Below are 19,698 nucleotides of genomic sequence, written 5' to 3' on the forward strand. Positions count from 1 at the left end.
CCTATTACTTTTTTCACAAAACAAAAAGAGCCGTATCATACGGCTCTTTACTCTTCTTTCTCAGAATGGCGTTTTTTCAATACGTCAAGCACATCATCCAGCGGCAGGGATTGTTCTCTGAGCAGGACAAGCAGGTGATACAGCAGGTCTGCCGCTTCCCATTTGAGTTCCTCATGATCCCGGTTTTTCGCGGCGATGATGACTTCGGATGCTTCTTCTCCTACTTTTTTCAAAATCTTATCGACGCCTTCACGGAAGAGGTACGTGGTGTAAGCTCCTTCAGGCATTTCCGCTTGGCGTTCCGCGATCACCCGCTCCAGTTCGTTCATGATGCCGAATCGGTCCGCGGCCTGTTCTTCTGTTTGTTCCTTTGTAAAACAGCTGTAGCTGCCAGTGTGGCATGCCGGGCCTGACGGTTCTACGAGTACGAGCAGCGCGTCTTGATCGCAGTCATACCGGATACCTTTGACGGCTTGCGTGTTCCCTGAGGTTTCTCCTTTATGCCATAGCGCTTGGCGTGAGCGGCTGTAAAACCATGTTTCCTTCGTTTCCAGCGTTTTTTCGTACGATTCCTTGTTCATATACGCAAGTGTCAGCACTTCTTTGCTTGCCGCATCCTGCACGATAGCAGGAATTAATCCGTCCTCGTTAAAACGCAGTTCATCTGCCTGTTTCATCTCACATTCACCCCGTACTCTTTCAAGTATGATTTCACTTCTTTAATCGATGTTTCTTTATAATGAAAAATTGAGGCGGCCAGCGCGGCATCGGCTTCTCCTTTTGTAAAAGCCTCAAGCATATGCTGTGCGTTTCCCGCGCCTCCTGAAGCGATAACAGGGACGGGGACAGCTTCGGAAACAAGCTTTGTCAGCGTGTGGTCGAAACCTTTTTTCTCACCGTCGGAGTCCATGCTTGTCAGCAATATTTCTCCTGCCCCGCGTTTGACGCCTTCTTTTGCCCACGCGGTGACCTCCCAATCTGTTTTCTTTCTGCCGCCGTGCGTGTAGACCTTATATGTGTCAGATTCTTTGTCATACTTGGCATCAATGGCAAGTACGATGCATTGAGAACCGAAAAACTCGGCTCCTTCTGTAATCAGCTCAGGGCGGAGAACAGCTGCCGTGTTCACCGACACTTTGTCCGCTCCGGCACGCAGTATCGTTTTCATATCGCTGAGCTGATTGATGCCGCCGCCGACTGTAAACGGAATGGCAAGCTTCGCGGCAACCTGCTCCACAACGTCAACCATCGTCTTTCGTCCTTCGTGCGAGGCGGAGATATCAAGAAAAACAAGTTCATCCGCACCTTCCCGGTCGTACACTTCGGCGAGTTCAACTGGGTCACCGGCATCCTTCAATTCGAGAAATTGAATTCCTTTGACAACGCGTCCTTCTTTGACATCAAGGCATGGGATAATCCGTTTTGTGATCATTTGCGCTTCACCCTTTCAAGCGCCTCACTCAGCGTAAACTGATTGGTATACAGCGCTTTTCCGATGATCACTCCAGAGACGCCGTCCGCCTCATTGCGGGCGAGAGCTTCGAGATCCGCGACGGAGCTGACTCCGCCGGAAGCGATCACCGATTTCCCCGTTTCCTTAGCAAGCTCGACCGTGCTTTTAACATTGGGGCCTGACAGCATTCCATCTGTCGCGATGTCAGTAAAAATAAAGACTTCCGCACCTTCATTGGCTAGCTCTTTGCCCAGTTCAGTTGCCTTAAGGGTTGATGTTTCAAGCCATCCCTCTGTTGAAACAAAACCGTTTCTCGCATCCAGTCCGATTGCAATTTTCTCGCCATATTGTTTCAGCATTTTTTTGACAAACGGAGGGTTAGAAACTGCTGAGCTTCCCAGGATCACCCGATCGACTCCTGCTGATAAATATTCATAGACGTCTTTTTCGGAACGGATCCCGCCACCGATTTCGACTTTCAGGTTCAGCTTTTGCGCAATCTCAATCACATGGCGGTCATTCACTCTTTTCCCTTCTTTGGCCCCGTCGAGATCAACGAGATGGATCCATTCGGCACCCTCTTTCGCAAATAACTCAGCCATGTCGTACGGTGAATCGCCATATATCGTTTCCTTATTGTAATCCCCTTGAACAAGGCGGACACATTTGCCGTTTCTCATATCAATTGCCGGATATAATGTAAAAGCACTCATTTTTTCACCTTCTGTTCTGCTGCCATTTTCGTAAATTGAGTTAAAATAGACATTCCGACTGTGCTGCTTTTTTCCGGATGAAATTGGGCGCCGAAGACGTTTCTTTTTCCGACTACAGCAGGCACTCGTACACCATAATCGGCGCTTGCCAGAAGCGCGTTCTCCTCCATCCCGTCAATGTAATAGGAATGAACGAAGTAAGCGTAGCCTTGTTCTGTTTTAGTCAGCAGCGGAGATTCATTATGAAAAGAAAGACGATTCCAGCCCATATGCGGAACCTTCAGCTTGTTTCCTTTTTCATCTTCTGCTTTCAGCCTGACTGCTTTTCCTTTTAACAGCCCGAGTCCTGAAGCGGTGCCGTTTTCTTCGCTTTCTTCAAATAAAAGCTGCATGCCGAGGCAGATCCCTAGAAGCAGTCTTCCCTCTGAGACCATATCGTGAATCAATTGATCAAGCTTCGTGTAGCGCAAATTGTCCATCGCGTCTCCAAATGAACCAACTCCCGGCAAAATGAAGGCATCAGCTTCTTTCAGCTCCTCCGGCTTTTCAGAAACAAAATACGGCACGCCGACACGTTCAAGCGCCTTTGAGACACTGTATAAATTCCCCATTCCGTAATCTATCACGCCGATCATTTACAGCATCCCTTTCGTTGACGGTATTCCTTTAACTCGCGGATCGATCGTTGTCGCTTCATCAAGCGCACGTCCCAGTGCTTTAAAAACGGCTTCAATCATGTGGTGGGTGTTTGTGCCATAATGAACGATGACGTGCAGGTTCATTCGAGCTTCGAGCGCCAGCTTCCACAAAAATTCATGTACAAGCTCCGTATCGAAAGTTCCGACTTTAGCAGCCGGGAAATCAGCGCGCATTTCTAAGTGCGGCCGGTTGCTTAAATCAATCACAACTTGAGCAAGTGCCTCATCCATCGGCACAAACGCCGATCCGTAGCGTTTGATTCCTTTTTTATCGCCCAACGCTTTGAGCAGCGCCTGCCCTAAGCAGATGCCGATATCTTCAGTCGTGTGGTGATCATCTATATCAACATCGCCTTTTGCGTTAATGGAAAGATCGAATTGGCCGTGTTTCGTGAATAAATCCAACATATGTGTCATAAACGGCACATCTGTTTTGATATCCGCTTGTCCCCCGCCGTCTATTGTAAATGCCAGTTCAATATCTGTTTCGTTTGTTTTCCTGACGCGTTCCGCTTTTCTCATTTAGAAATCCTCCGTTCTCTCGCTTCAATTGATCTGGCATGGGCTTCTAACCCTTCCAGTCTGGCAAAAGCCGCGATGCTTTCGGCATGTTCTTCAAAGGCTGATTGACTGTAAGAAATAATGCTCGATTTCTTTTGAAAATCAGTTACGTTTAATGGACTTGAAAATCTGGCTGTTCCGTTTGTCGGAAGCACATGGTTCGGTCCGGCAAAATAATCACCGACAGGCTCAGGGCTGTATCTGCCTAAGAAAATTGCACCCGCATGTTTGATACTGCCAAGCAAAGCTTCCGGAGACTGTGTTATGATTTCTAAATGCTCTGGCGCGAGTGTATTGACAGTATTAATCGCTTCCACCATTGTTTCCGCCACATATATACAACCGTAATCTCTCACTGAAGCTTCCGCTATTTCTCTTCGCGGCAAGGTTTTCAGCTGCTTACTCACCTCGGCTGAAACCGCCTCGGCCAGCGCCATGGAATCTGTGACAAACACACATGAGCTGAGCTTATCGTGTTCCGCCTGTGACAGCAGATCGGCTGCAATTTCGCTCGGAATCGCTGTTTCATCAGCCAGCACGACGATTTCACTAGGTCCGGCAATCATATCGATATCGACATCGCCGAACACTTCTCGTTTGGCAAGCGCGACATAAATGTTGCCCGGACCCGTGATTTTATCCACCGGTTCAATGGTTTCTGTTCCGTATGCTAACGCCGCAATCGCCTGAGCGCCGCCCATTTTGTAAATATCTTTTATGCCCAGCTCGGCTGCAGCAACCAAAACTCCAGGAGACAGCAGACCGTCTTTTTCCGGAGGCGTGACGAGAACGATTCTTTCAACGCCCGCTACGAGCGCCGGAATCACATTCATCAAAACAGATGAAGGGTATGCGGCCGTTCCCCCCGGCACATATACACCGGCGGAATCCAGCGCCGTCACTTTCTGCCCCAGCATTGTGCCGTCCTTTCTGTGATAAAACCAGGAGGATTGCAGCTGTCTTTCGTGATATTCCCTAATATTTTCGATTGCCTGCCTAATCACCTGAAGAAGACGTGAATCCAGTGAGGTGTATGCCTCCTCAAATTCTTCTTTTGTGACCAGCGGACTGTCTATTTCGATGCCGTCAAATTTCGCCGTGTAGCTGCGAACCGCCTGATCACCGTTTGCTTTAACATCTTCTATAATGGACCGGACCGTCTTTCTTTGCTCTTCCGTTCCGGCATCGATGGAACGCTTGAGAGAAAGCCGTTCCGCTCCGCTGATGGTTTTGATCTTCATTTTGCCGTCTCTCCTTCCACAACGAGAGATAGGCGGGATGCCATTTCGTCAATCACATCGTCTTTCATGCGATAGCTTACCGGGTTGACAATAAAGCGAGAGGTAATGTCACAAATGTGCTCCGTTTCAACAAGCCCATTTTCTTTCAGCGTCTGTCCTGTGGAAACAATGTCCACTATCCGATCTGCAAGCCCAATGAGCGGAGCCAGTTCAATTGAACCGTTGAGCTTAATAATCTCGACTTGTTCTCCCTGCTCTCTGAAATAACTGGAAGCCACATTCGGATACTTTGTCGCGATTCTTGGCGCTACTCCGCTCCAGTCTGTATTCGGAAGTCCGGCGACAGCTAAGTGGCACTTGCTGATTTTTAAATCCAGTACCTCATACACGTCGCGTTCCTCCTCCAGCATGACATCCTTGCCCGCAATTCCGACGTCTGCCACGCCATGCTCCACATACGTAGTTACGTCCATCGGCTTCGCTAATATGAAACGAAGATTTTCCTCCGGCACATCGATGATCAGTTTTCTCGAATCTTCAAACTCCTCAGGGAGCCTGTAGCCTGCCTGCCTCAGCAGCCCTGCCGCTTCTTCAAATATCCGGCCCTTTGGCATCGCCATTGTGAGTAACTTACCCATTTTGCTCTTCCTTTCTGGCACCGATAAAATAAGTGACGTTTACAAAAGATTTTGTCATCTGGTCGATATTTTCTATTCCCGATAAATCTTGAAGAACCACTTTGTTCCCTTTCATGCGTTCTTCATTCGCATAAGCGATGGCTTGCGCCCGCTGCTCTTTGCTGAAAATAACAGCGTCTATATCACAAGGTTCTTCTTTCATATGAAGGGCTTCAATCAGCCGGTCGATCCGAAGCCCGAAGCCTGTTGCCGGTGCAGGTGAATCAAAATGGCCCAGCAGCTTGTTGTAACGGCCGCCGCTTCCAATGACAAAACCGACATTCTCGGCGAACACTTCAAATAAAATCCCTGTGTAATAGCTCATGTGGCTGACCATATTCAGATCCAGGCGGACATTTTCCGTACATCCGTAATCCTCAAGAATGTCCCACAGCGCCTTCAGCTCATCAACCACGCTTTTTCCTTGCGCAGAATCGACGATTTCCTCGGCACGTCCGCATACTTCTATACCGCCCCGCAGTTCAAGGAGCTCAAGCAGCCTGCTTTTATCAATGGAGGAAAGCGGGAGAGACTTGACATGCTCTCTGTAGCCGACGTAGTTCTTTTCATATAAGAACCTCCGCAGCACATCAGCTCGTTCAACGTTTCCGAGCACCTCAACAAACAAAGCATCCGCAATGCCGGCATGGCCAATGGCAATTTTAAAGGATGCCAGCCCAGCGTTTTTCAATGCCCCGACGACTAAAGCAATGACCTCCGCATCCGCGCTCGTCGTGCCGTCACCGATTAACTCCACTCCGACCTGCTCGAACTCAGCCGGACGTCCGCCTTCACGCTCCTGAGCCCTGAATACATTTGCCGCATAGCCGACTCTGAGCGGATGACCGTGTTTCAGAAGCTTCGATGCCGCCACCCTTGCAATCGGCCCCGTCATATCCGGGCGAAGCACCAATGTCTTGCCGTCCTGATCAAGTAGCTTAAACAGCTGCTGCTCATCAATTGCTGACTGGACGCCAACGGTATCGTAAAACTCCAGTGTCGGCGTTTCCATAAATTGATATCCCCATTTATCAATCAAATCGGTTAACGATCGTCTCACCTTTTTTTTCGTTTCGTATAAACCGGGCAGTGTATCTCTCATCCCGTGCGGTTTTTCAAACATAAACATCAACCCGAGCACCTCCGCTGTTATCTTATGAAGGAAAATTCCGAATCCTTTAGTTCGCTAATATGATAATATGTTAGCAGATGAAAGAATGAAAATCAACGCTTAACTTCAGTAAGGATATTTTTAGTTCAAATATCCTTCTCCTCATTATGAAAAAATCATGAATAATGTATTAAAGGTACGTAATATCTCAAATTCTTTATGTTTGGCATGCTATAATACAAATCAAATAGAGAACAAGGAGATAAAGATGAAAACACTGCGAACTCTATGTGTCCTGATGATTCTTTCAGGCGTTATTTTTTTCGGACTTAAAATAGATGCAAAAGATATAGATATTCCTTTTTTGAACAGCCTTAAAAAAGTGGTTTCTGATAGCGATACAGACTCAGCTGCGAATAGCAAAAAGGAGCTGAAGGGAAGCGCAAAACCGCTGGATGTCATCCTTTACAATCAAATGGACGCACCCCGGCTCTATAACGGCTGTGAAGTAACAAGCCTTGCGATGGTGCTGAATTACGCGGGATACGACGTGACAAAAAACACTCTGGCAAATCAGATTGCCACAGTGCCTTTGACATACAGCAGCGGATTAAAGGGTAATCCGAATGACGGATTTGTCGGGGATATGGCGAATGGCCCTGGTCTCGGCGTCTACCATCGACCGATCTATCAGCTGGCGAAAATCTATGCGGGAGACAAAGTGTCTGATCTGACTGGAAAAAGCATTTCTGCTGTTTATCAGCAGCTTGAAAAAGGCAATCCAGTTTGGGTTATTACGACAGCCAACTTTACGCCAGTTGACAACATGCAGACATGGAAAACACCAAACGGAACGATAGAGATTACGTACAGCGAACACAGCGTCGCCGTTACGGGATATGATGATAAATATGTGTATCTCAATGATCCATATGGCTATAAAAACAGAAAAACCGATAGAACAAGCTTTGAAAAAGCGTGGAAACAAATGGGCAGCCAGGCCGTGGTTATTCAAAAGTAAACACCTGAAAGCCGCACTATGCTCTATCCTGAGCAAATACGACAATATTCATGCTTTTTGTTTCAATCGGTAAGATCGATTCATTTTCCATTTATCATCCAAAATTGTCTTTACTTTCAGGCTGTCTGTTTTTATGATTAAAGCAGATTCAGCCTTGCCCCGATCTATGTGAGAGAAGCCGGTGCAAGTCGCTGACGCTTCTCTTGCAAAAAATGAAAGATATCCGGGGAGGATTTATCATTGAAAAAATTCGTGTCTATCCTATTTATGTTCGGTTTGGTTATGGGGTTCAGCCAGTTTCAATCATCAACCGCTTTTGCAGCAGACAAAGTGGTGCACGAAACAATTATCGTACCAAAAAATACAACATATGACGGGAAAGGACAGCGGTTTGTGGCAGGGAAAGAATTAGGCGACGGAAGCCAGTCAGAAAACCAAGACCCTGTTTTTCGTGTGGAGGATGGTGCAACCCTGAAAAATGTGGTGCTTGGCGCCCCTGCCGCTGATGGCGTACACACTTATGGAAACGTTAACATTCAGAATGTGAAATGGGAAGATGTTGGTGAGGATGCGTTAACGGTGAAGAAGGAAGGAAAAGTGACGATCGACGGCGGTTCTGCTCAAAAAGCGTCAGATAAGATATTCCAAATCAATAAAGCCAGTACATTCACAGTGAAAAACTTCACGGCAGACAATGGCGGAAAGTTCATAAGACAGCTTGGCGGTTCAACCTTCCACGTTGATGTGATCATCGATAAGTGCACCATCACAAACATGAAGGAAGCGATATTCCGGACGGACAGCAAAACAAGCACGGTCAGAATGACAAATACACGCTACTCTAATGTCGGTCAAAAATGGATTGGTGTTCAGCATATTTACGAAAACAACAACACTCAATTTTAACAAAAAAAGTCCGCTGATGTTATTCAGCGGACTTTTTCAATCTTTCTTGCATTTCTTCCTTCGTATAGATGATCCTCATCGGATTTCCGCCGACAAATGCCCCGTCAGGCACATCCTTATGGACAAGCGTTCCGGCGGACACAACTGCGCCATCTCCTATTTTCACCCCGGGCAGAATGGTCGTGTTGGCACCAATCATCACTTCGTCTCCGATCAGAACTGTGCCGATCCGGTATTCGTGAATCAAATACTCATGGGCCAGAATGGTCGTATTGTACCCGATGATTGTATTTGTTCCGACTAAGATCTTTTCCGGAAACATGATATCTGGCATCACCATGAGGGCAAAGGATGTCTGTTTTCCAACCTTCATCCGCAGAAATGTACGGTACAGCCAGTTTTTCATCCCTATAAACGGCGTATATCTCGCAATTTGAATGACAATGAAATTTTTGACGACCTTTAAAAAAGGTACCGTTTGATAGACATGCCACAGTGAGTTGGCCCCCGAGACCGGATGACGATCTGTTTTTCTCACAGATTACTTCACTCCAACGATTTGTAATAGATCACTCATTTTCTCAAGCATAAAATCCGGCTCATGCTTCGCCAGCATTTCCGGCCCTTTAATCGTCCATGCGACTCCTGCCGTTTTTGTACCGGCGTTTTTGCCTGCCAGCACATCGTGGTAATTATCTCCGACCATAATGGCTTCCTCGGACTTGCTTCCTAACTGTTTCAGCGCTAACAGCACAGGCTCGGGATCAGGCTTTGCATTCGTCACATCATCAAGGGTGACAACTGTTTCAAAGAATTCGCCGATTCCCGTGAGCTTGAGGCCCATATTGACAGTATCTCTTAATTTTGTTGTCACAATTCCTAATGTAAAGCCGGCTTTTTTTAATGCATCCAGGGTCTCATATACCGTTTCATATTCAGTCACGAGTGAATCATGCATGTCATGATTGTACGCTCTGTACATAGCGATCATATCCTCGCATTTATCAGGGTCCATCGAAGAGAACGTATCAAAAAGAGACGGCCCGATAAATGCAAGGACATCTTCTCGTTTATACTTGCTCGGATAATAATGCTCCAGTGTATGCAAAAAGGACGCGATAATTAATTCATTCGTATTAATAAGCGTTCCGTCTAAATCAAACAGAATCGTCGTTACTTGTTTGTCACTCATATTGCTTCCTTTCCAACCGCTGAGGGTTTCCACTTTTTCCACGTGTGCGCAATAGCCATTGTCAGCAGAACTGCTGTGGTGACACGAATCAAAAGAAGCGGCCAGACCGGTATGCCAAGCGGAATAAAGACAAGTGTATCTTCCACGACCGCGTGGCAGGCAACGAGAAATATAAATGCCAATGTCATATCCCGCTTGCTCACGCCGTCATCCTCGACAGCTTTGATCATGACACCCGCTCCGTAGGCCAGACCAATCGTCAGTCCCGCCACCATTGTCATAGACGTATTTTTATTCATGCCAAGCAGCTGCGTAAACGGAGACAGCCACCTGGAGAACCGATGCAGCCAGCCTAAATCTCTTAAAAACTGGATGATGATCATCAGAGGTATGACAATTGCCGCCAGCTGCAAAACACCAAGTCCGGCTTTCGTTAAGGCTTCTGTCAGCATTGCCAGCCAGCTGTCTGGCGCCGCGCTCTTCGCAGCGATAAAACCGTACTGCGCCGTTTCCTTTCCGCCATGCCAAATGAGGTTGATGACGATGGCTGACACAGCGGCCAAACCGATGCGCACGGCCAATATGACGCCAATTCTGATACCAACCTTTGCGGCAACTGTCGATTCGATAATCAAGTTATGACAGAAAGAAAGCATAACAGCTAAAATAAAGACTTCTTTCACAGATAAATCCAATGTTAAAATCCCGGCAATTCCCGCATACAGATTCAGCATATTTCCCAGTACAAGCGGAATGGCCGCTTCACCAGAAAGCCCGAAGAGACCCATTACCGGTGTGATCAGCCGTACAAGCCAATCCATGACAGGGGTATGCTGAATCAAAGTGACCAATAGCGTTACCGGGAAAATCACTTTACCCAGCGTCCATGTTGTTTGAAAACCTGCTGCAAGACCGGCAAGAAGGATCTTCTTCATCCCTCATCCCCCTTTGTTGACGTCTACTCCGCGTACCGCTCCTTCGAATATCCCTTGACGCGTCTGAAGATGATGGCTGCCACAGCCAAAACAATCAATACGATTGAAATCACCTGAGCGATGCGAAGTGAATCAGTAAGCATTAAGCTGTCAGTCCGCATTCCTTCAATAAAGTATCTTCCGATTGAATACCAAATGATATAGATCAAGAACATCTCGCCTCTACGCAAATTCGCTCTGCGAAGCAGCAGTAAAACAATGACGCCGACAAAACTCCATAGTGATTCATATAAAAAAGTAGGATGATAATATTGCCCATTGATATACATTTGATTGATAATAAATTCAGGCAGGTGCAGGTTTTCTAAAAAGGCTCTGCTGACAGCCTCGCCGTGCGCTTCCTGATTCATGAAGTTCCCCCAGCGCCCGATCGCCTGGCCGAGCAAAATGCTGGGCGCGGCAATATCCGCAAGCTTCCAGAACGAAAGGTTTTTCACTCTCGAAAACACATAACCCGTTAAAATGGCGCCGATTAATCCGCCATGAATGGCAATGCCGCCCTTCCAAATCTTAATGATTTCTCCCGGATGTACCGCATAATAGTCCCATTCAAAGGCAACGTAATAAATTCGTGCGCAAATAATCGCAATTGGAATGGCAAACAGGACAAGATCAATAAACGTATCTTTCTGCAGCCCCCGTTTTTCACTTTCCCTCATCGCAATCCACAGCCCGAGCAAAGCACCGAGACCGATAATGATTCCGTACCAATGGACAGCTAACGGCCCCAGCTGAAATGCTATCGGATTGAGTGGTTCTATCGCTTCATTCATTTAACGCCAACTCCTATTCTTCTTGTTCACCGTCTTCAATGACGTCCGCCAGCTTGTTGGTAAATTGTTCAGCGGCATTCAGCCCCATCCGCTTCAATCTGAAGTTCATTGCTGCCACTTCGATAATGACTGCAAGATTTCGGCCTGGGCGGACGGGAATCGTCAGTTTTGTAATTTCTGTATCAATGATTTTCATGGTCTCTTCCTCAAGTCCGAGCCGGTCGTATTGCTTGCCCTGCTCCCAGAGTTCAAGATTCATGACAATCGTGATTCGTTTATTGCTTCTGACCGCGCCAGCGCCAAATAGCGTCATCACATTGATAATGCCAAGGCCCCTGATCTCAAGAAGGTGCTCAATTAATTCCGGAGCGTTTCCGACAAGAGTATCCTGATCCTCCTGCCGAATTTCAACGCAATCATCGGCGACAAGGCGATGCCCTCTTTTCACAAGCTCCAGCGCTGTTTCGCTTTTTCCGACGCCGCTCTTTCCTGTGATCAGCACGCCGACACCATATATATCGACAAGAACGCCATGAATTGCTGTGGTAGGCGCCAGCCTGCTCTCAAGGAAGTTGGTTAAACGGCTTGACAGTCTTGTCGTTTTCAGCGGCGATCTGAGGACAGGCACCCCATTTTTCTCGGAGGCGTCAATCAGCTCCTGCGGGATGGGCATATCTCTAGAAAGAATAATAGCTGGTGTTACATCAGTGCACAGAGAATCCATTCGCTGTTTTTTCTCCTCTTCAGGAAGCTGTTCAAAGAAAGAAAGCTCTGTTTTTCCGAGAAGCTGCACGCGCTCTCTCGGGTAATATGTAAAATATCCGGCAATTTCAATGCCTGGTCTTGATAGGTCACTCATTGTAATCGGGCGGTTAATTCCTTCTTCTCCGCTGATTAATTCCAAATTGAACTGTTCCATTACGTCTTTTGTGCGAACCTTTGCCACGATATGTTCCTCCTGTTCCGGGCTGCCCCGAGCTTGCTCACAATACTTTCATTTTATCACTTTCAGGCTTGAACCTAAAACAGATTTTATAAAAGGCGGGAAAACACCTCAGCTGGTCTAGATCACTAGTCTGAAAAAGAGTAAAATAAAGGTATTCAAATTCCAGAAAGGCGGATCATCTATGGCAGAGAGTCTTCTTATCAAAGACATTGCGATCGTGACAGAAAATGAAGTAATCAAAAACGGCTATGTCGGAATCAATGACGGAAAAATCAGCACAGTCTCAACAGAACGGCCCAAGGAGTCATATTCAAAAGAGATTCAAGCACCTGCGAATTCCGTTTTGCTTCCCGGCATGATTGACATTCATATCCACGGCGGCTATGGCGCAGATACGATGGATGCAAGCTTTTCTGCGCTCGACATCATGTCGTCCAGACTTCCCGAAGAAGGCACGACGAGCTTTTTAGCCACAACGATTACCCAAGAGCATGGGAACATTTCTCAATCTTTGGTGAACGCAAGAGAGTGGAAAGCGGCTGAAGAGTCCTCTTTATTAGGTGCAGAACTGCTCGGCATTCATTTAGAGGGCCCCTTTGTTTCGCCTAAAAGAGCCGGAGCGCAGCCAAAGGAGTGGATTAGGCCTTCGGATGTTGCGCTTTTCAAAAAGTGGCAGCAGGAGGCGGGCGGACTGATCAAAATTGTTACACTTGCGCCGGAGGAGGATCAGCATTTTGAACTGATCCGCCATTTGAAAGACGAATCGATTATCGCGTCCATGGGGCACACGGATGCCGATTCCGCATTGCTGTCGGATGCCGCAAAAGCAGGGGCGAGCCATATGACCCATCTGTACAACGCGATGAGCCCGTTTCATCACCGAGAGCCCGGAGTGATCGGAACGGCGCTGGCCCATGATGGGTTTGTGACAGAGCTTATCGCCGATGGCATTCACTCCCACCCTTTAGCTGCAAAGCTTGCTTTTTTGGCGAAAGGCAGCAGCAAGCTCATTTTAATTACCGATTCCATGAGGGCAAAAGGCCTGAAAGACGGCGTTTATGAGTTCGGCGGCCAAAGTGTGACGGTAAGAGGACGAACAGCTCTTCTTTCAGACGGAACCCTTGCCGGTTCGATCCTCAAAATGAACGAAGGCGCACGGCATATGCGTGAGTTTACAAATTGCTCTTGGACGGATATAGCTAATATAACTTCTGCAAACGCGGCCAAACAGCTGGGCATCTTTGACCGAAAAGGCAGTGTAACTGTGGGAAAAGATGCAGATTTGGTGATTGTCAGCAGTGATTGTGAGGTGATTCTCACCATTTGCCGCGGAAACATTGCATTTATATCCAAGGAGGCTGACCAGATATGAAAGTAATGGAATGTCAAACGTATGAAGAGCTAAGCCAAAAAGCAGCCAGAATAACGGCAGATACAATCAAGGAAAAACCTGATGCCGTTCTCGGTTTAGCAACAGGCGGCACACCGGAAGGCACGTATCGCGAGCTGATCCGCCTGCACCAAACTGAGAATCTCTCATTTCAAAACGTCACTACAGTTAATTTGGATGAGTACGCCGGACTTTCAAGCGATGACCCGAACAGCTATCACTTCTATATGAACGACCGTTTTTTTCAGCATATCGACAGCAAGCCTAGCCGGCATTTTATTCCGAATGGAAATGCAGACGATTTGGAGGCCGAATGCAGACGGTATGAACAGCTAGTCGATTCTCTCGGCGGCACTGACATTCAGCTTCTCGGCATCGGCCGAAACGGACACATCGGCTTTAACGAACCGGGAACCTCTTTCAAGTCGCGAACTCATGTTGTGACATTAAATGAGCAAACCCGCCAAGCGAATGCCAGATATTTTCCTTCCATAGACAGCGTGCCGAAAAAAGCACTGACAATGGGAATTCAAACGATACTCTCAAGCAAGCGCATTCTGCTGCTCATTTCTGGAAAAAGCAAAGCGGAAGCTGTTCGTAAGCTGTTAGAAGGAAACATCAGCGAAGATTTTCCCGCATCTGCTTTGCACCTGCATTCCGATGTTACGGTTTTGATTGATCGTGAAGCCGCGTCATTAAGACCTTGAAAGGAACATGCTGACTTATGAATATCAATAAACAATCGCCTATTCCGATTTACTATCAGATTATGGAGCAATTAAAAACCCAAATTAAGAACGGAGAGCTGCAGCCGGATATGCCTCTTCCTTCTGAGCGCGAATATGCCGAACAATTCGGGATCAGCCGGATGACAGTTCGCCAGGCGCTTTCTAATTTAGTTAATGAAGGCTTGCTCTATCGCCTGAAGGGGCGGGGCACCTTTGTCAGCAAGCCAAAAATGGAACAAGCACTTCAAGGGCTGACAAGCTTTACCGAGGATATGAAAAGCCGCGGGATGACACCGGGCAGCAGGCTCATTGATTATCAGCTTATTGATTCAACTGAGGAGCTCGCGGCTATATTAGGCTGCGGGCACCCCTCCTCTATCCATAAAATCACTCGGGTGCGGCTGGCAAATGATATTCCAATGGCGATTGAGTCCTCACATATTCCGTTTGAGCTTGCGGGTGAATTGAACGAATCGCATTTTCAGTCGTCGATCTATGATCATATTGAAAGGTACAACAGCATACCGATTTCCCGTGCAAAACAGGAGCTTGAGCCAAGCGCTGCCACCACGGAAGAAGCGAACATTCTTGGTATTCAAAAGGGAGCGCCGGTCCTATTAATCAAACGAACAACATATCTGCAGAACGGAACTTCTTTTGAGCATGCAAAATCTGTATACAGAGGCGACCGTTATACATTTGTCCACTATATGGATCGTCTTTCATAAAAAAAAAGCCTCCAACCCTTTTTAAGGATTGGAGACATGGCGAAAATCAAACTGGTCTGGTGCTGGACGATATGTCTCTTTTTTCGTCTTGAACTTCCAGATCGGTGATTTCGTTTTGCCGTTAAAACTGTCTTCCACTATAATGTACCAATAATAAACAGACTGCGGTTCAAGATGATCCCAGCGGAATTCAGCTGTGTCCCCGCTCTTCACTTGCTCCCGTTTTCCGAGCTCTTCATTGGTATATACGTTACATTCAAAATAATCGGTTTCCACTTTTTTGATTCTTGGCTTCAAATCAAGCGAAAGGGAAAATTCATCCTTGTTGCCATAGGTATCCGTATCATAGTAATTCTTATCCTTTACATACGGAGAATACGTCGATACGTGCACCATGTCATTGGCCTGGTCAAATTGAAGCAAACGCAAATACCCTTGACCGCCTTCTGGCCCGCCCTGATAATCGGCCAGCATTTGATGCACAAGACGATCCGGCTTCCCATCACCATCATCATCCAGCTCATCTGTTTTTCTCATCGCACTATGATAATGCCCGCTCAATACCATCACGACATTCGGGTTCGGCTTTACGATTTCTTTGAATATTTTCTCTCCGATCGGGCTTCTGTTTCCGCTGACCAGCAAATACTCATGAAAAGCTAAAATGGCCATCCGGTCAGGGTGTTTCTTCAGCACCTGATTCATCCACGCGATGTCTTCATCCGTAATGCCCCATCCCATGTACAGCATGATATAATCATTGCCGCTGCTAGAAATCAGGTCATAATGTCCGCGGTTGTTTTTATAGGAACCGCCATAATGCAATTTTTTATCAAAACGATCGCTGCCAAAATATTTGCCAAACGCCCTGTAGGAGCCGTCCTTATGTCCGACATCGTGGTTGCCGGCCAGCACGCCGTAAGGTATTCCGCTCTTATCCAGAACGGACATTGACCGATCAGCGTTTTTCCACTGTCTGATATCAGCGGAATCATCTACAATATCACCCGTGTGGAACACATATTTGATATTGAGCTGCTTTTGATTATCTTTTATCCATTCGGTCTGTTTATCAAAAATATGCGGATAGCTTTCGGCGTAATACTGTGTATCAGACATCCAGACAAATGTGTACATATCCTTCGCAGGAGGAATTTCATCCTGTACAATCACATTCATTTTCGACTCCCGTACAAAATCGGCGGCAATCACAGACGCTTTCAGCGTAAACGGTTTGTCATCCTTCGCGACGAAGCTGTCAACAGGCTGCCATTCGTTTGTCCGATAATTCCAAGCATACATCGTCACCTTTCTCCCCGGCAAAGAACTGCCCTTCCAGACCGCTTCTGCCAGATCATTCTCATCAATTGATGGATCAACCGTCACTTCAAAGCGATGATAAGGGAAAAGCTCTTTGTTTTCTGTCGATACTGTTTTTCCATCAGCAGCTGATACCCGCTCCAATTCTTTATTCGTAAATGGGGTCTCCCTTTCCGGCACAAAGCTTTTCGGCGGTTCAGTCAGTGACGCGTGCTTAAATATTTTCACATGATTGCGCGCTGTATATTGAAATCCCCTATAAAAACCAACATCCATGGCGTCATTCGTCGGATCTTTCACCCGTACAGAAAGCTCGGCCTTATGCGTGTCGGCTTCGCTGTCTATAACCTCCGGCTGGTCCGGATGCTCTCGTTCGGTTTTAAATATCCTCTCAATCACTGTTTTATTGCCCGCGAGATCCGTTGCTGTCACTTTTAGAGAATGTTTTCCCGGCAAAAGGTCAGAAGATGATGTATGATATGGGAGTGTAATGCTTTCTCCATCTAAAGACGCTTCCGCTTCCTCAATTTTGCTCCATTTATCATACATATCCGCCTGCAGGATAAGGTTTCCTTTATACGTTTGCCCCTCGGTGATATTCGGCTCAATGTGAGGTCCTGAATTATCTACCCGTACAACCAGGCTGACATTTTCCTTCCCGTCGCTTGCTTGAATATGGTGAGCGCCTTCAGAAAGCTTTGATGTATCCCACTCCAGCAGCTGTGATGTAAATAGTCCGTCAGGCAGATTGAACTGAAATTGCCAGCTTTTATTCGAGCGCTGATTATCGCCAATAAAGAGTTCCTTCTCAGGAGACACCCTCTGATCTCTGATCACCGTTCCATCCGATAACACCAATCGGGCGTTTTTGACTAAGAAGTCATCACGGTTTTCAGCCGTATCAAACGGAGACACCTTCGAACCTGAACGTATCGTAATACGCTGCAGCTGCTTCCCTTTCCGAAGCAGTGTCTCTGGCAATGGAACAGAATAGGTGCGGTATTTATTTGTTGTATCATCGAACACCTTCAGCACTTTGCCTTCCATCGTTACCGCGTTTTTAAAATAAAGGTTCGTTTTCCTCGTATCGAATGCAAAATATACTTCTTTTTCCATCGCGGGCTCTGTCACTTGTTTTTTCCCGTCAATCCACAGCTTAATGCTGTCAGCTCGCCCTTCTGTCGTGGCTTTGAGAAATTGAGTTCCCGACAGCGTGTCTCTGTTTTCAATATTCATCCGCAGACCGTGCGCCTTGCTTGTTTGTTTAATATCAATCATTTTGACCGGCGTTCTCGCTTCATTGATCCCGTCCCCGGCCGCCACATAATACTCTAGCTGATCCTTCCCGATCAATTCAGGCGAATACACAATATAATGGAAGAGATTATCGTTGCGGTCTTTTTCAGCAAGAATTCGCTTAAACGGTTTGTTCTCATCCGTCCGGTAGTAAAAGGCCGCTGTTTTCACTAGGCTTCGGTCCCGTATGTCAGCCCGCAGCTCAATGCTTTCAGCAGGGCGGACAGGCTTGCGGTCAGTCAAATCCTCAATGACCGGCTTTTCTTTATCGAGCTTGATTTTCCGTTTCTGCTCGGGCACCTGTGCCTGTAATACGGTTCCGGGAGACGGATTCTTTTCTCCGATTGAAATGTTCAGAAGTTCTGCGGTTCCGTTCAACGGATACTTATAAAGCACTGATGACAGCCGGCGCAGCGCATGTTTCCGATAATGCGCAACCGAAATGTCCTTTCCTGTATTCGTTGATATCACAACGGCCCGCGGCCTCGTATTGGCCATACCCTCTGTCTCGTCTATCACCGCGAGATTTTTTCCTTCCGTTAATTGTGTCTGGTAATATCGATTGAAATCCTCCGCCGTCAATTCTGGATGCCCGGCAGGCTTCAGCCAGACGACAAACGTTTCGCCGGATGGTATCAAGATCCTTTCATCAGGTCTCCAAATCAGATCGGAGTCAGGCCCTTCTTTTGGGTAGCGGTAACGGATATGGTAGTCTTTAAAATCAATCGTTCTGTCAGTCGTATTAAAAATCTCAATAAATTCATAACCGTCTGCGCGTCCTATATTCTTCGTATCAACCGCCAGCTCTGTGATCAGAAGCTCCGGAATATGGGCAAGGTCAGCCTGGTATCCTTCAAGCTTCAGTTTCTTCGTCTCCGACTCAACCCGCTGCTTCCCATTCGACATCACAATGTAATACTCAAGCTCGCTGTTCCAAATCAAACGTTTCGGAATTTGTGCCAAAAACTTGCGGACCGCTCCGGGGGTCGGGTCCATCGGCACCATTTTGTAGCCCAGCTCATTACTTTGTTTATAAAAAAGAAAGGCGGAAAATGCTTGATACGAATTATCGCGAACTTGAGCCTCAATCATTAGATTGCTTCTCATTTCAGCTTTTACATCAATTTGAGGAGGATTTTCAAGCAAGGGTATGTAATGAGGCGTCTGAAATGGTTCCTGCTGAACAACAGGAAAAGCTTTCGATTCATGATGGCCGCCAGACAAAACGGAAAGAAAAGACAATAATATAGAAGCAATAACCGTGTATTTCCTCATCAAAGCACCTCCCTTTTCATGTATTTTGCGTCTGAACAGGGAAGCTTATGAGTTCATTTTTGTGCATAAAGAACAAAAAAACGTCTGTCTCTTGAAAATTCCACTATTACCCAGTAAACTAAGGATAGTTAACCAGTTAACAATTAAATCAGAGAGGCAAATTGATGGACAACAGCATTCATGATGAATTATTTCAAGCTATACAACAATTCGCATTAAAAAGGGATAAACGCGTCTGGCAAAAGGTGCAGATACCATCCATTGGCATATCCTCACAACATCACGATCACCTCAAAAAAGACTGGACTTTGACCCAGCTTCACATTGTTTCCTGCATACATACCAGCCAAAATGTGAACAACAGCTTCTTAGCATCCCGTTTACACATCTCAAAAGCCGCTGTTTCAAAAGCGGTTCATGCTTTGTTGAAACACAATATCATTACAGTGACAAAAAAGCCTGGCAACAAAAAAGAAATTTTTTATACGCTAACTGATAGCGGCAGAAAATTGGCGGCATTACATGAACAGCTTCATGAGAAAGCAAAGGAGCAATATAAACAGCTTTTCAATGAATTTTCAATTGATGATTTAAAAACAGTGACTGCGTTTTTCAACTTGTGGATCAAATATATGTAAAAAGAGTCTCACCCGCATGGGAGAGACCTTTGGAAT

At 46.5% G+C, this 19,698-nt stretch carries 20 protein-coding genes; 6 read left to right on the forward strand and 14 right to left on the reverse strand.

What is annotated here, in order from left to right:
- Positions 1–47: 47 nt before the first annotated feature.
- Genes hisIE through MKX38_RS17800 form a run of 8 tightly spaced genes read right to left on the reverse strand, consistent with a single transcriptional unit; the run spans position 48 to position 6,472 of the window.
- Positions 48–677, reverse strand: coding sequence for a bifunctional phosphoribosyl-AMP cyclohydrolase/phosphoribosyl-ATP diphosphatase HisIE (gene hisIE / locus MKX38_RS17765; RefSeq protein ID WP_015251143.1), 630 nt, complete (start codon positions 675–677; stop codon positions 48–50).
- The gene (hisF, locus tag MKX38_RS17770) at positions 674–1,432 is read right to left on the reverse strand and encodes an imidazole glycerol phosphate synthase subunit HisF (protein ID WP_003244585.1); all 759 of its coding nucleotides are present in this window, start codon (positions 1,430–1,432) and stop codon (positions 674–676) included. Before hisF ends, hisIE begins: the two co-directional genes overlap by 4 nt.
- Entirely contained in the window at positions 1,429–2,166 is a 738-nt protein-coding gene (gene hisA, locus MKX38_RS17775) for a 1-(5-phosphoribosyl)-5-[(5-phosphoribosylamino)methylideneamino]imidazole-4-carboxamide isomerase (protein ID WP_339187907.1), read from the reverse strand. The genes hisF and hisA overlap by 4 nt, the downstream gene beginning before the upstream one ends.
- On the reverse strand, positions 2,163–2,801 hold the full coding sequence (hisH, locus tag MKX38_RS17780; protein ID WP_015251140.1) for an imidazole glycerol phosphate synthase subunit HisH: 639 nt from the start codon (positions 2,799–2,801) through the stop codon (positions 2,163–2,165). Before hisH ends, hisA begins: the two co-directional genes overlap by 4 nt.
- On the reverse strand, positions 2,802–3,386 hold the full coding sequence (gene hisB, locus MKX38_RS17785; RefSeq protein WP_015714780.1) for an imidazoleglycerol-phosphate dehydratase HisB: 585 nt from the start codon (positions 3,384–3,386) through the stop codon (positions 2,802–2,804).
- Positions 3,383–4,666 (reverse strand): histidinol dehydrogenase, encoded by a 1,284-nt coding sequence (gene hisD / locus MKX38_RS17790; RefSeq protein ID WP_003228115.1) that lies wholly within the window; start codon positions 4,664–4,666, stop codon positions 3,383–3,385. The genes hisB and hisD overlap by 4 nt, the downstream gene beginning before the upstream one ends.
- Complete coding sequence (hisG, locus tag MKX38_RS17795) at positions 4,663–5,304, reverse strand: ATP phosphoribosyltransferase (RefSeq protein ID WP_015251138.1); 642 nt, start codon at positions 5,302–5,304, stop codon at positions 4,663–4,665. The genes hisD and hisG overlap by 4 nt, the downstream gene beginning before the upstream one ends.
- Complete coding sequence (locus MKX38_RS17800; RefSeq protein ID WP_339189463.1) at positions 5,297–6,472, reverse strand: ATP phosphoribosyltransferase regulatory subunit; 1,176 nt, start codon at positions 6,470–6,472, stop codon at positions 5,297–5,299. The genes hisG and MKX38_RS17800 overlap by 8 nt, the downstream gene beginning before the upstream one ends.
- A gap of 250 nt (positions 6,473–6,722) precedes the next feature.
- On the opposite strand from MKX38_RS17800, the gene MKX38_RS17805 reads away from it, so the two are divergent.
- Both MKX38_RS17805 and pelC read left to right on the forward strand, forming a co-directional pair.
- Positions 6,723–7,475 (forward strand): C39 family peptidase, encoded by a 753-nt coding sequence (locus MKX38_RS17805; RefSeq protein ID WP_256683011.1) that lies wholly within the window; start codon positions 6,723–6,725, stop codon positions 7,473–7,475.
- 240 nt (positions 7,476–7,715) lie between these two features.
- Positions 7,716–8,381 carry a pectate/pectin lyase PelC gene (gene pelC / locus MKX38_RS17810; RefSeq protein ID WP_015251135.1) on the forward strand — a complete coding sequence of 222 codons (666 nt, stop codon included), beginning with the start codon at positions 7,716–7,718 and terminating at the stop codon, positions 8,379–8,381.
- Positions 8,382–8,400: 19 nt separating this feature from the next.
- Here pelC and hprF read toward each other — a convergent pair whose 3' ends face one another.
- From hprF to hprK, 5 genes are read right to left on the reverse strand one after another with little or no spacing between them, the layout of a single operon-like run.
- Positions 8,401–8,919 (reverse strand): heptaprenylglyceryl phosphate O-acetyltransferase, encoded by a 519-nt coding sequence (gene hprF, locus MKX38_RS17815; protein WP_046381361.1) that lies wholly within the window; start codon positions 8,917–8,919, stop codon positions 8,401–8,403.
- A 3-nt stretch (positions 8,920–8,922) separates the two neighbouring features.
- Positions 8,923–9,573: a pyrophosphatase PpaX gene (gene ppaX / locus MKX38_RS17820; protein WP_015251133.1), complete on the reverse strand. Its 651-nt coding sequence runs from the start codon at positions 9,571–9,573 to the stop codon at positions 8,923–8,925.
- Positions 9,570–10,508 carry a nucleoside recognition domain-containing protein gene (locus MKX38_RS17825; protein ID WP_167408466.1) on the reverse strand — a complete coding sequence of 313 codons (939 nt, stop codon included), beginning with the start codon at positions 10,506–10,508 and terminating at the stop codon, positions 9,570–9,572. The genes ppaX and MKX38_RS17825 overlap by 4 nt, the downstream gene beginning before the upstream one ends.
- A gap of 23 nt (positions 10,509–10,531) precedes the next feature.
- Positions 10,532–11,341, reverse strand: coding sequence for a prolipoprotein diacylglyceryl transferase (lgt, locus tag MKX38_RS17830; protein ID WP_119899816.1), 810 nt, complete (start codon positions 11,339–11,341; stop codon positions 10,532–10,534).
- Positions 11,342–11,354: 13 nt separating this feature from the next.
- On the reverse strand, positions 11,355–12,287 hold the full coding sequence (hprK, locus tag MKX38_RS17835; RefSeq protein WP_003228097.1) for an HPr(Ser) kinase/phosphatase: 933 nt from the start codon (positions 12,285–12,287) through the stop codon (positions 11,355–11,357).
- A gap of 181 nt (positions 12,288–12,468) precedes the next feature.
- On the opposite strand from hprK, the gene nagA reads away from it, so the two are divergent.
- From nagA to nagR, 3 genes are read left to right on the forward strand one after another with little or no spacing between them, the layout of a single operon-like run.
- Complete coding sequence (gene nagA, locus MKX38_RS17840; RefSeq protein ID WP_131228149.1) at positions 12,469–13,659, forward strand: N-acetylglucosamine-6-phosphate deacetylase; 1,191 nt, start codon at positions 12,469–12,471, stop codon at positions 13,657–13,659.
- A complete protein-coding gene (nagB, locus tag MKX38_RS17845; RefSeq protein ID WP_339187916.1) occupies positions 13,656–14,384 on the forward strand; it encodes a glucosamine-6-phosphate deaminase in 729 nt (242 codons plus the stop codon). The genes nagA and nagB overlap by 4 nt, the downstream gene beginning before the upstream one ends.
- A gap of 17 nt (positions 14,385–14,401) precedes the next feature.
- Positions 14,402–15,133 (forward strand): N-acetylglucosamine utilization transcriptional regulator NagR, encoded by a 732-nt coding sequence (gene nagR / locus MKX38_RS17850; protein WP_029725978.1) that lies wholly within the window; start codon positions 14,402–14,404, stop codon positions 15,131–15,133.
- A 21-nt stretch (positions 15,134–15,154) separates the two neighbouring features.
- Here nagR and MKX38_RS17855 read toward each other — a convergent pair whose 3' ends face one another.
- The gene (locus MKX38_RS17855; protein WP_339187918.1) at positions 15,155–19,024 is read right to left on the reverse strand and encodes a metallophosphoesterase; all 3,870 of its coding nucleotides are present in this window, start codon (positions 19,022–19,024) and stop codon (positions 15,155–15,157) included.
- Positions 19,025–19,188: 164 nt separating this feature from the next.
- Between MKX38_RS17855 and MKX38_RS17860 the strand changes: the two genes are divergently transcribed.
- Positions 19,189–19,662 (forward strand): MarR family transcriptional regulator, encoded by a 474-nt coding sequence (locus tag MKX38_RS17860; RefSeq protein WP_003228083.1) that lies wholly within the window; start codon positions 19,189–19,191, stop codon positions 19,660–19,662.
- Positions 19,663–19,698 lie beyond the last annotated feature (36 nt).

The organism is Bacillus sp. FSL M8-0025, from assembly GCF_037975475.1.
GTDB lineage: Bacteria > Bacillota > Bacilli > Bacillales > Bacillaceae > Bacillus > Bacillus subtilis.

What these genes read in the sequence shown, in the direction of transcription:
- hisG (WP_015251138.1), bottom strand. Translation starts at nt 5,304, where the DNA reads ATGGGTAAGTTACTCACAATGGCGATGCCAAAGGGCCGGATATTTGAA.
- hisB (WP_015714780.1), bottom strand. Translation starts at nt 3,386, where the DNA reads ATGAGAAAAGCGGAACGCGTCAGGAAAACAAACGAAACAGATATTGAA.
- hisA (WP_339187907.1), bottom strand. Translation starts at nt 2,166, where the DNA reads ATGAGTGCTTTTACATTATATCCGGCAATTGATATGAGAAACGGCAAA.
- MKX38_RS17825 (WP_167408466.1), bottom strand. Translation starts at nt 10,508, where the DNA reads ATGAAGAAGATCCTTCTTGCCGGTCTTGCAGCAGGTTTTCAAACAACA.
- MKX38_RS17800 (WP_339189463.1), bottom strand. Translation starts at nt 6,472, where the DNA reads ATGTTTATGTTTGAAAAACCGCACGGGATGAGAGATACACTGCCCGGT.
- MKX38_RS17805 (WP_256683011.1), top strand. Translation starts at nt 6,723, where the DNA reads ATGAAAACACTGCGAACTCTATGTGTCCTGATGATTCTTTCAGGCGTT.
- MKX38_RS17860 (WP_003228083.1), top strand. Translation starts at nt 19,189, where the DNA reads ATGGACAACAGCATTCATGATGAATTATTTCAAGCTATACAACAATTC.
- hisD (WP_003228115.1), bottom strand. Translation starts at nt 4,666, where the DNA reads ATGAAGATCAAAACCATCAGCGGAGCGGAACGGCTTTCTCTCAAGCGT.
- nagR (WP_029725978.1), top strand. Translation starts at nt 14,402, where the DNA reads ATGAATATCAATAAACAATCGCCTATTCCGATTTACTATCAGATTATG.
- hisIE (WP_015251143.1), bottom strand. Translation starts at nt 677, where the DNA reads ATGAAACAGGCAGATGAACTGCGTTTTAACGAGGACGGATTAATTCCT.
- ppaX (WP_015251133.1), bottom strand. Translation starts at nt 9,573, where the DNA reads ATGAGTGACAAACAAGTAACGACGATTCTGTTTGATTTAGACGGAACG.
- hisF (WP_003244585.1), bottom strand. Translation starts at nt 1,432, where the DNA reads ATGATCACAAAACGGATTATCCCATGCCTTGATGTCAAAGAAGGACGC.
- nagB (WP_339187916.1), top strand. Translation starts at nt 13,656, where the DNA reads ATGAAAGTAATGGAATGTCAAACGTATGAAGAGCTAAGCCAAAAAGCA.
- lgt (WP_119899816.1), bottom strand. Translation starts at nt 11,341, where the DNA reads ATGAATGAAGCGATAGAACCACTCAATCCGATAGCATTTCAGCTGGGG.
- nagA (WP_131228149.1), top strand. Translation starts at nt 12,469, where the DNA reads ATGGCAGAGAGTCTTCTTATCAAAGACATTGCGATCGTGACAGAAAAT.
- hisH (WP_015251140.1), bottom strand. Translation starts at nt 2,801, where the DNA reads ATGATCGGCGTGATAGATTACGGAATGGGGAATTTATACAGTGTCTCA.
- MKX38_RS17855 (WP_339187918.1), bottom strand. Translation starts at nt 19,024, where the DNA reads ATGAGGAAATACACGGTTATTGCTTCTATATTATTGTCTTTTCTTTCC.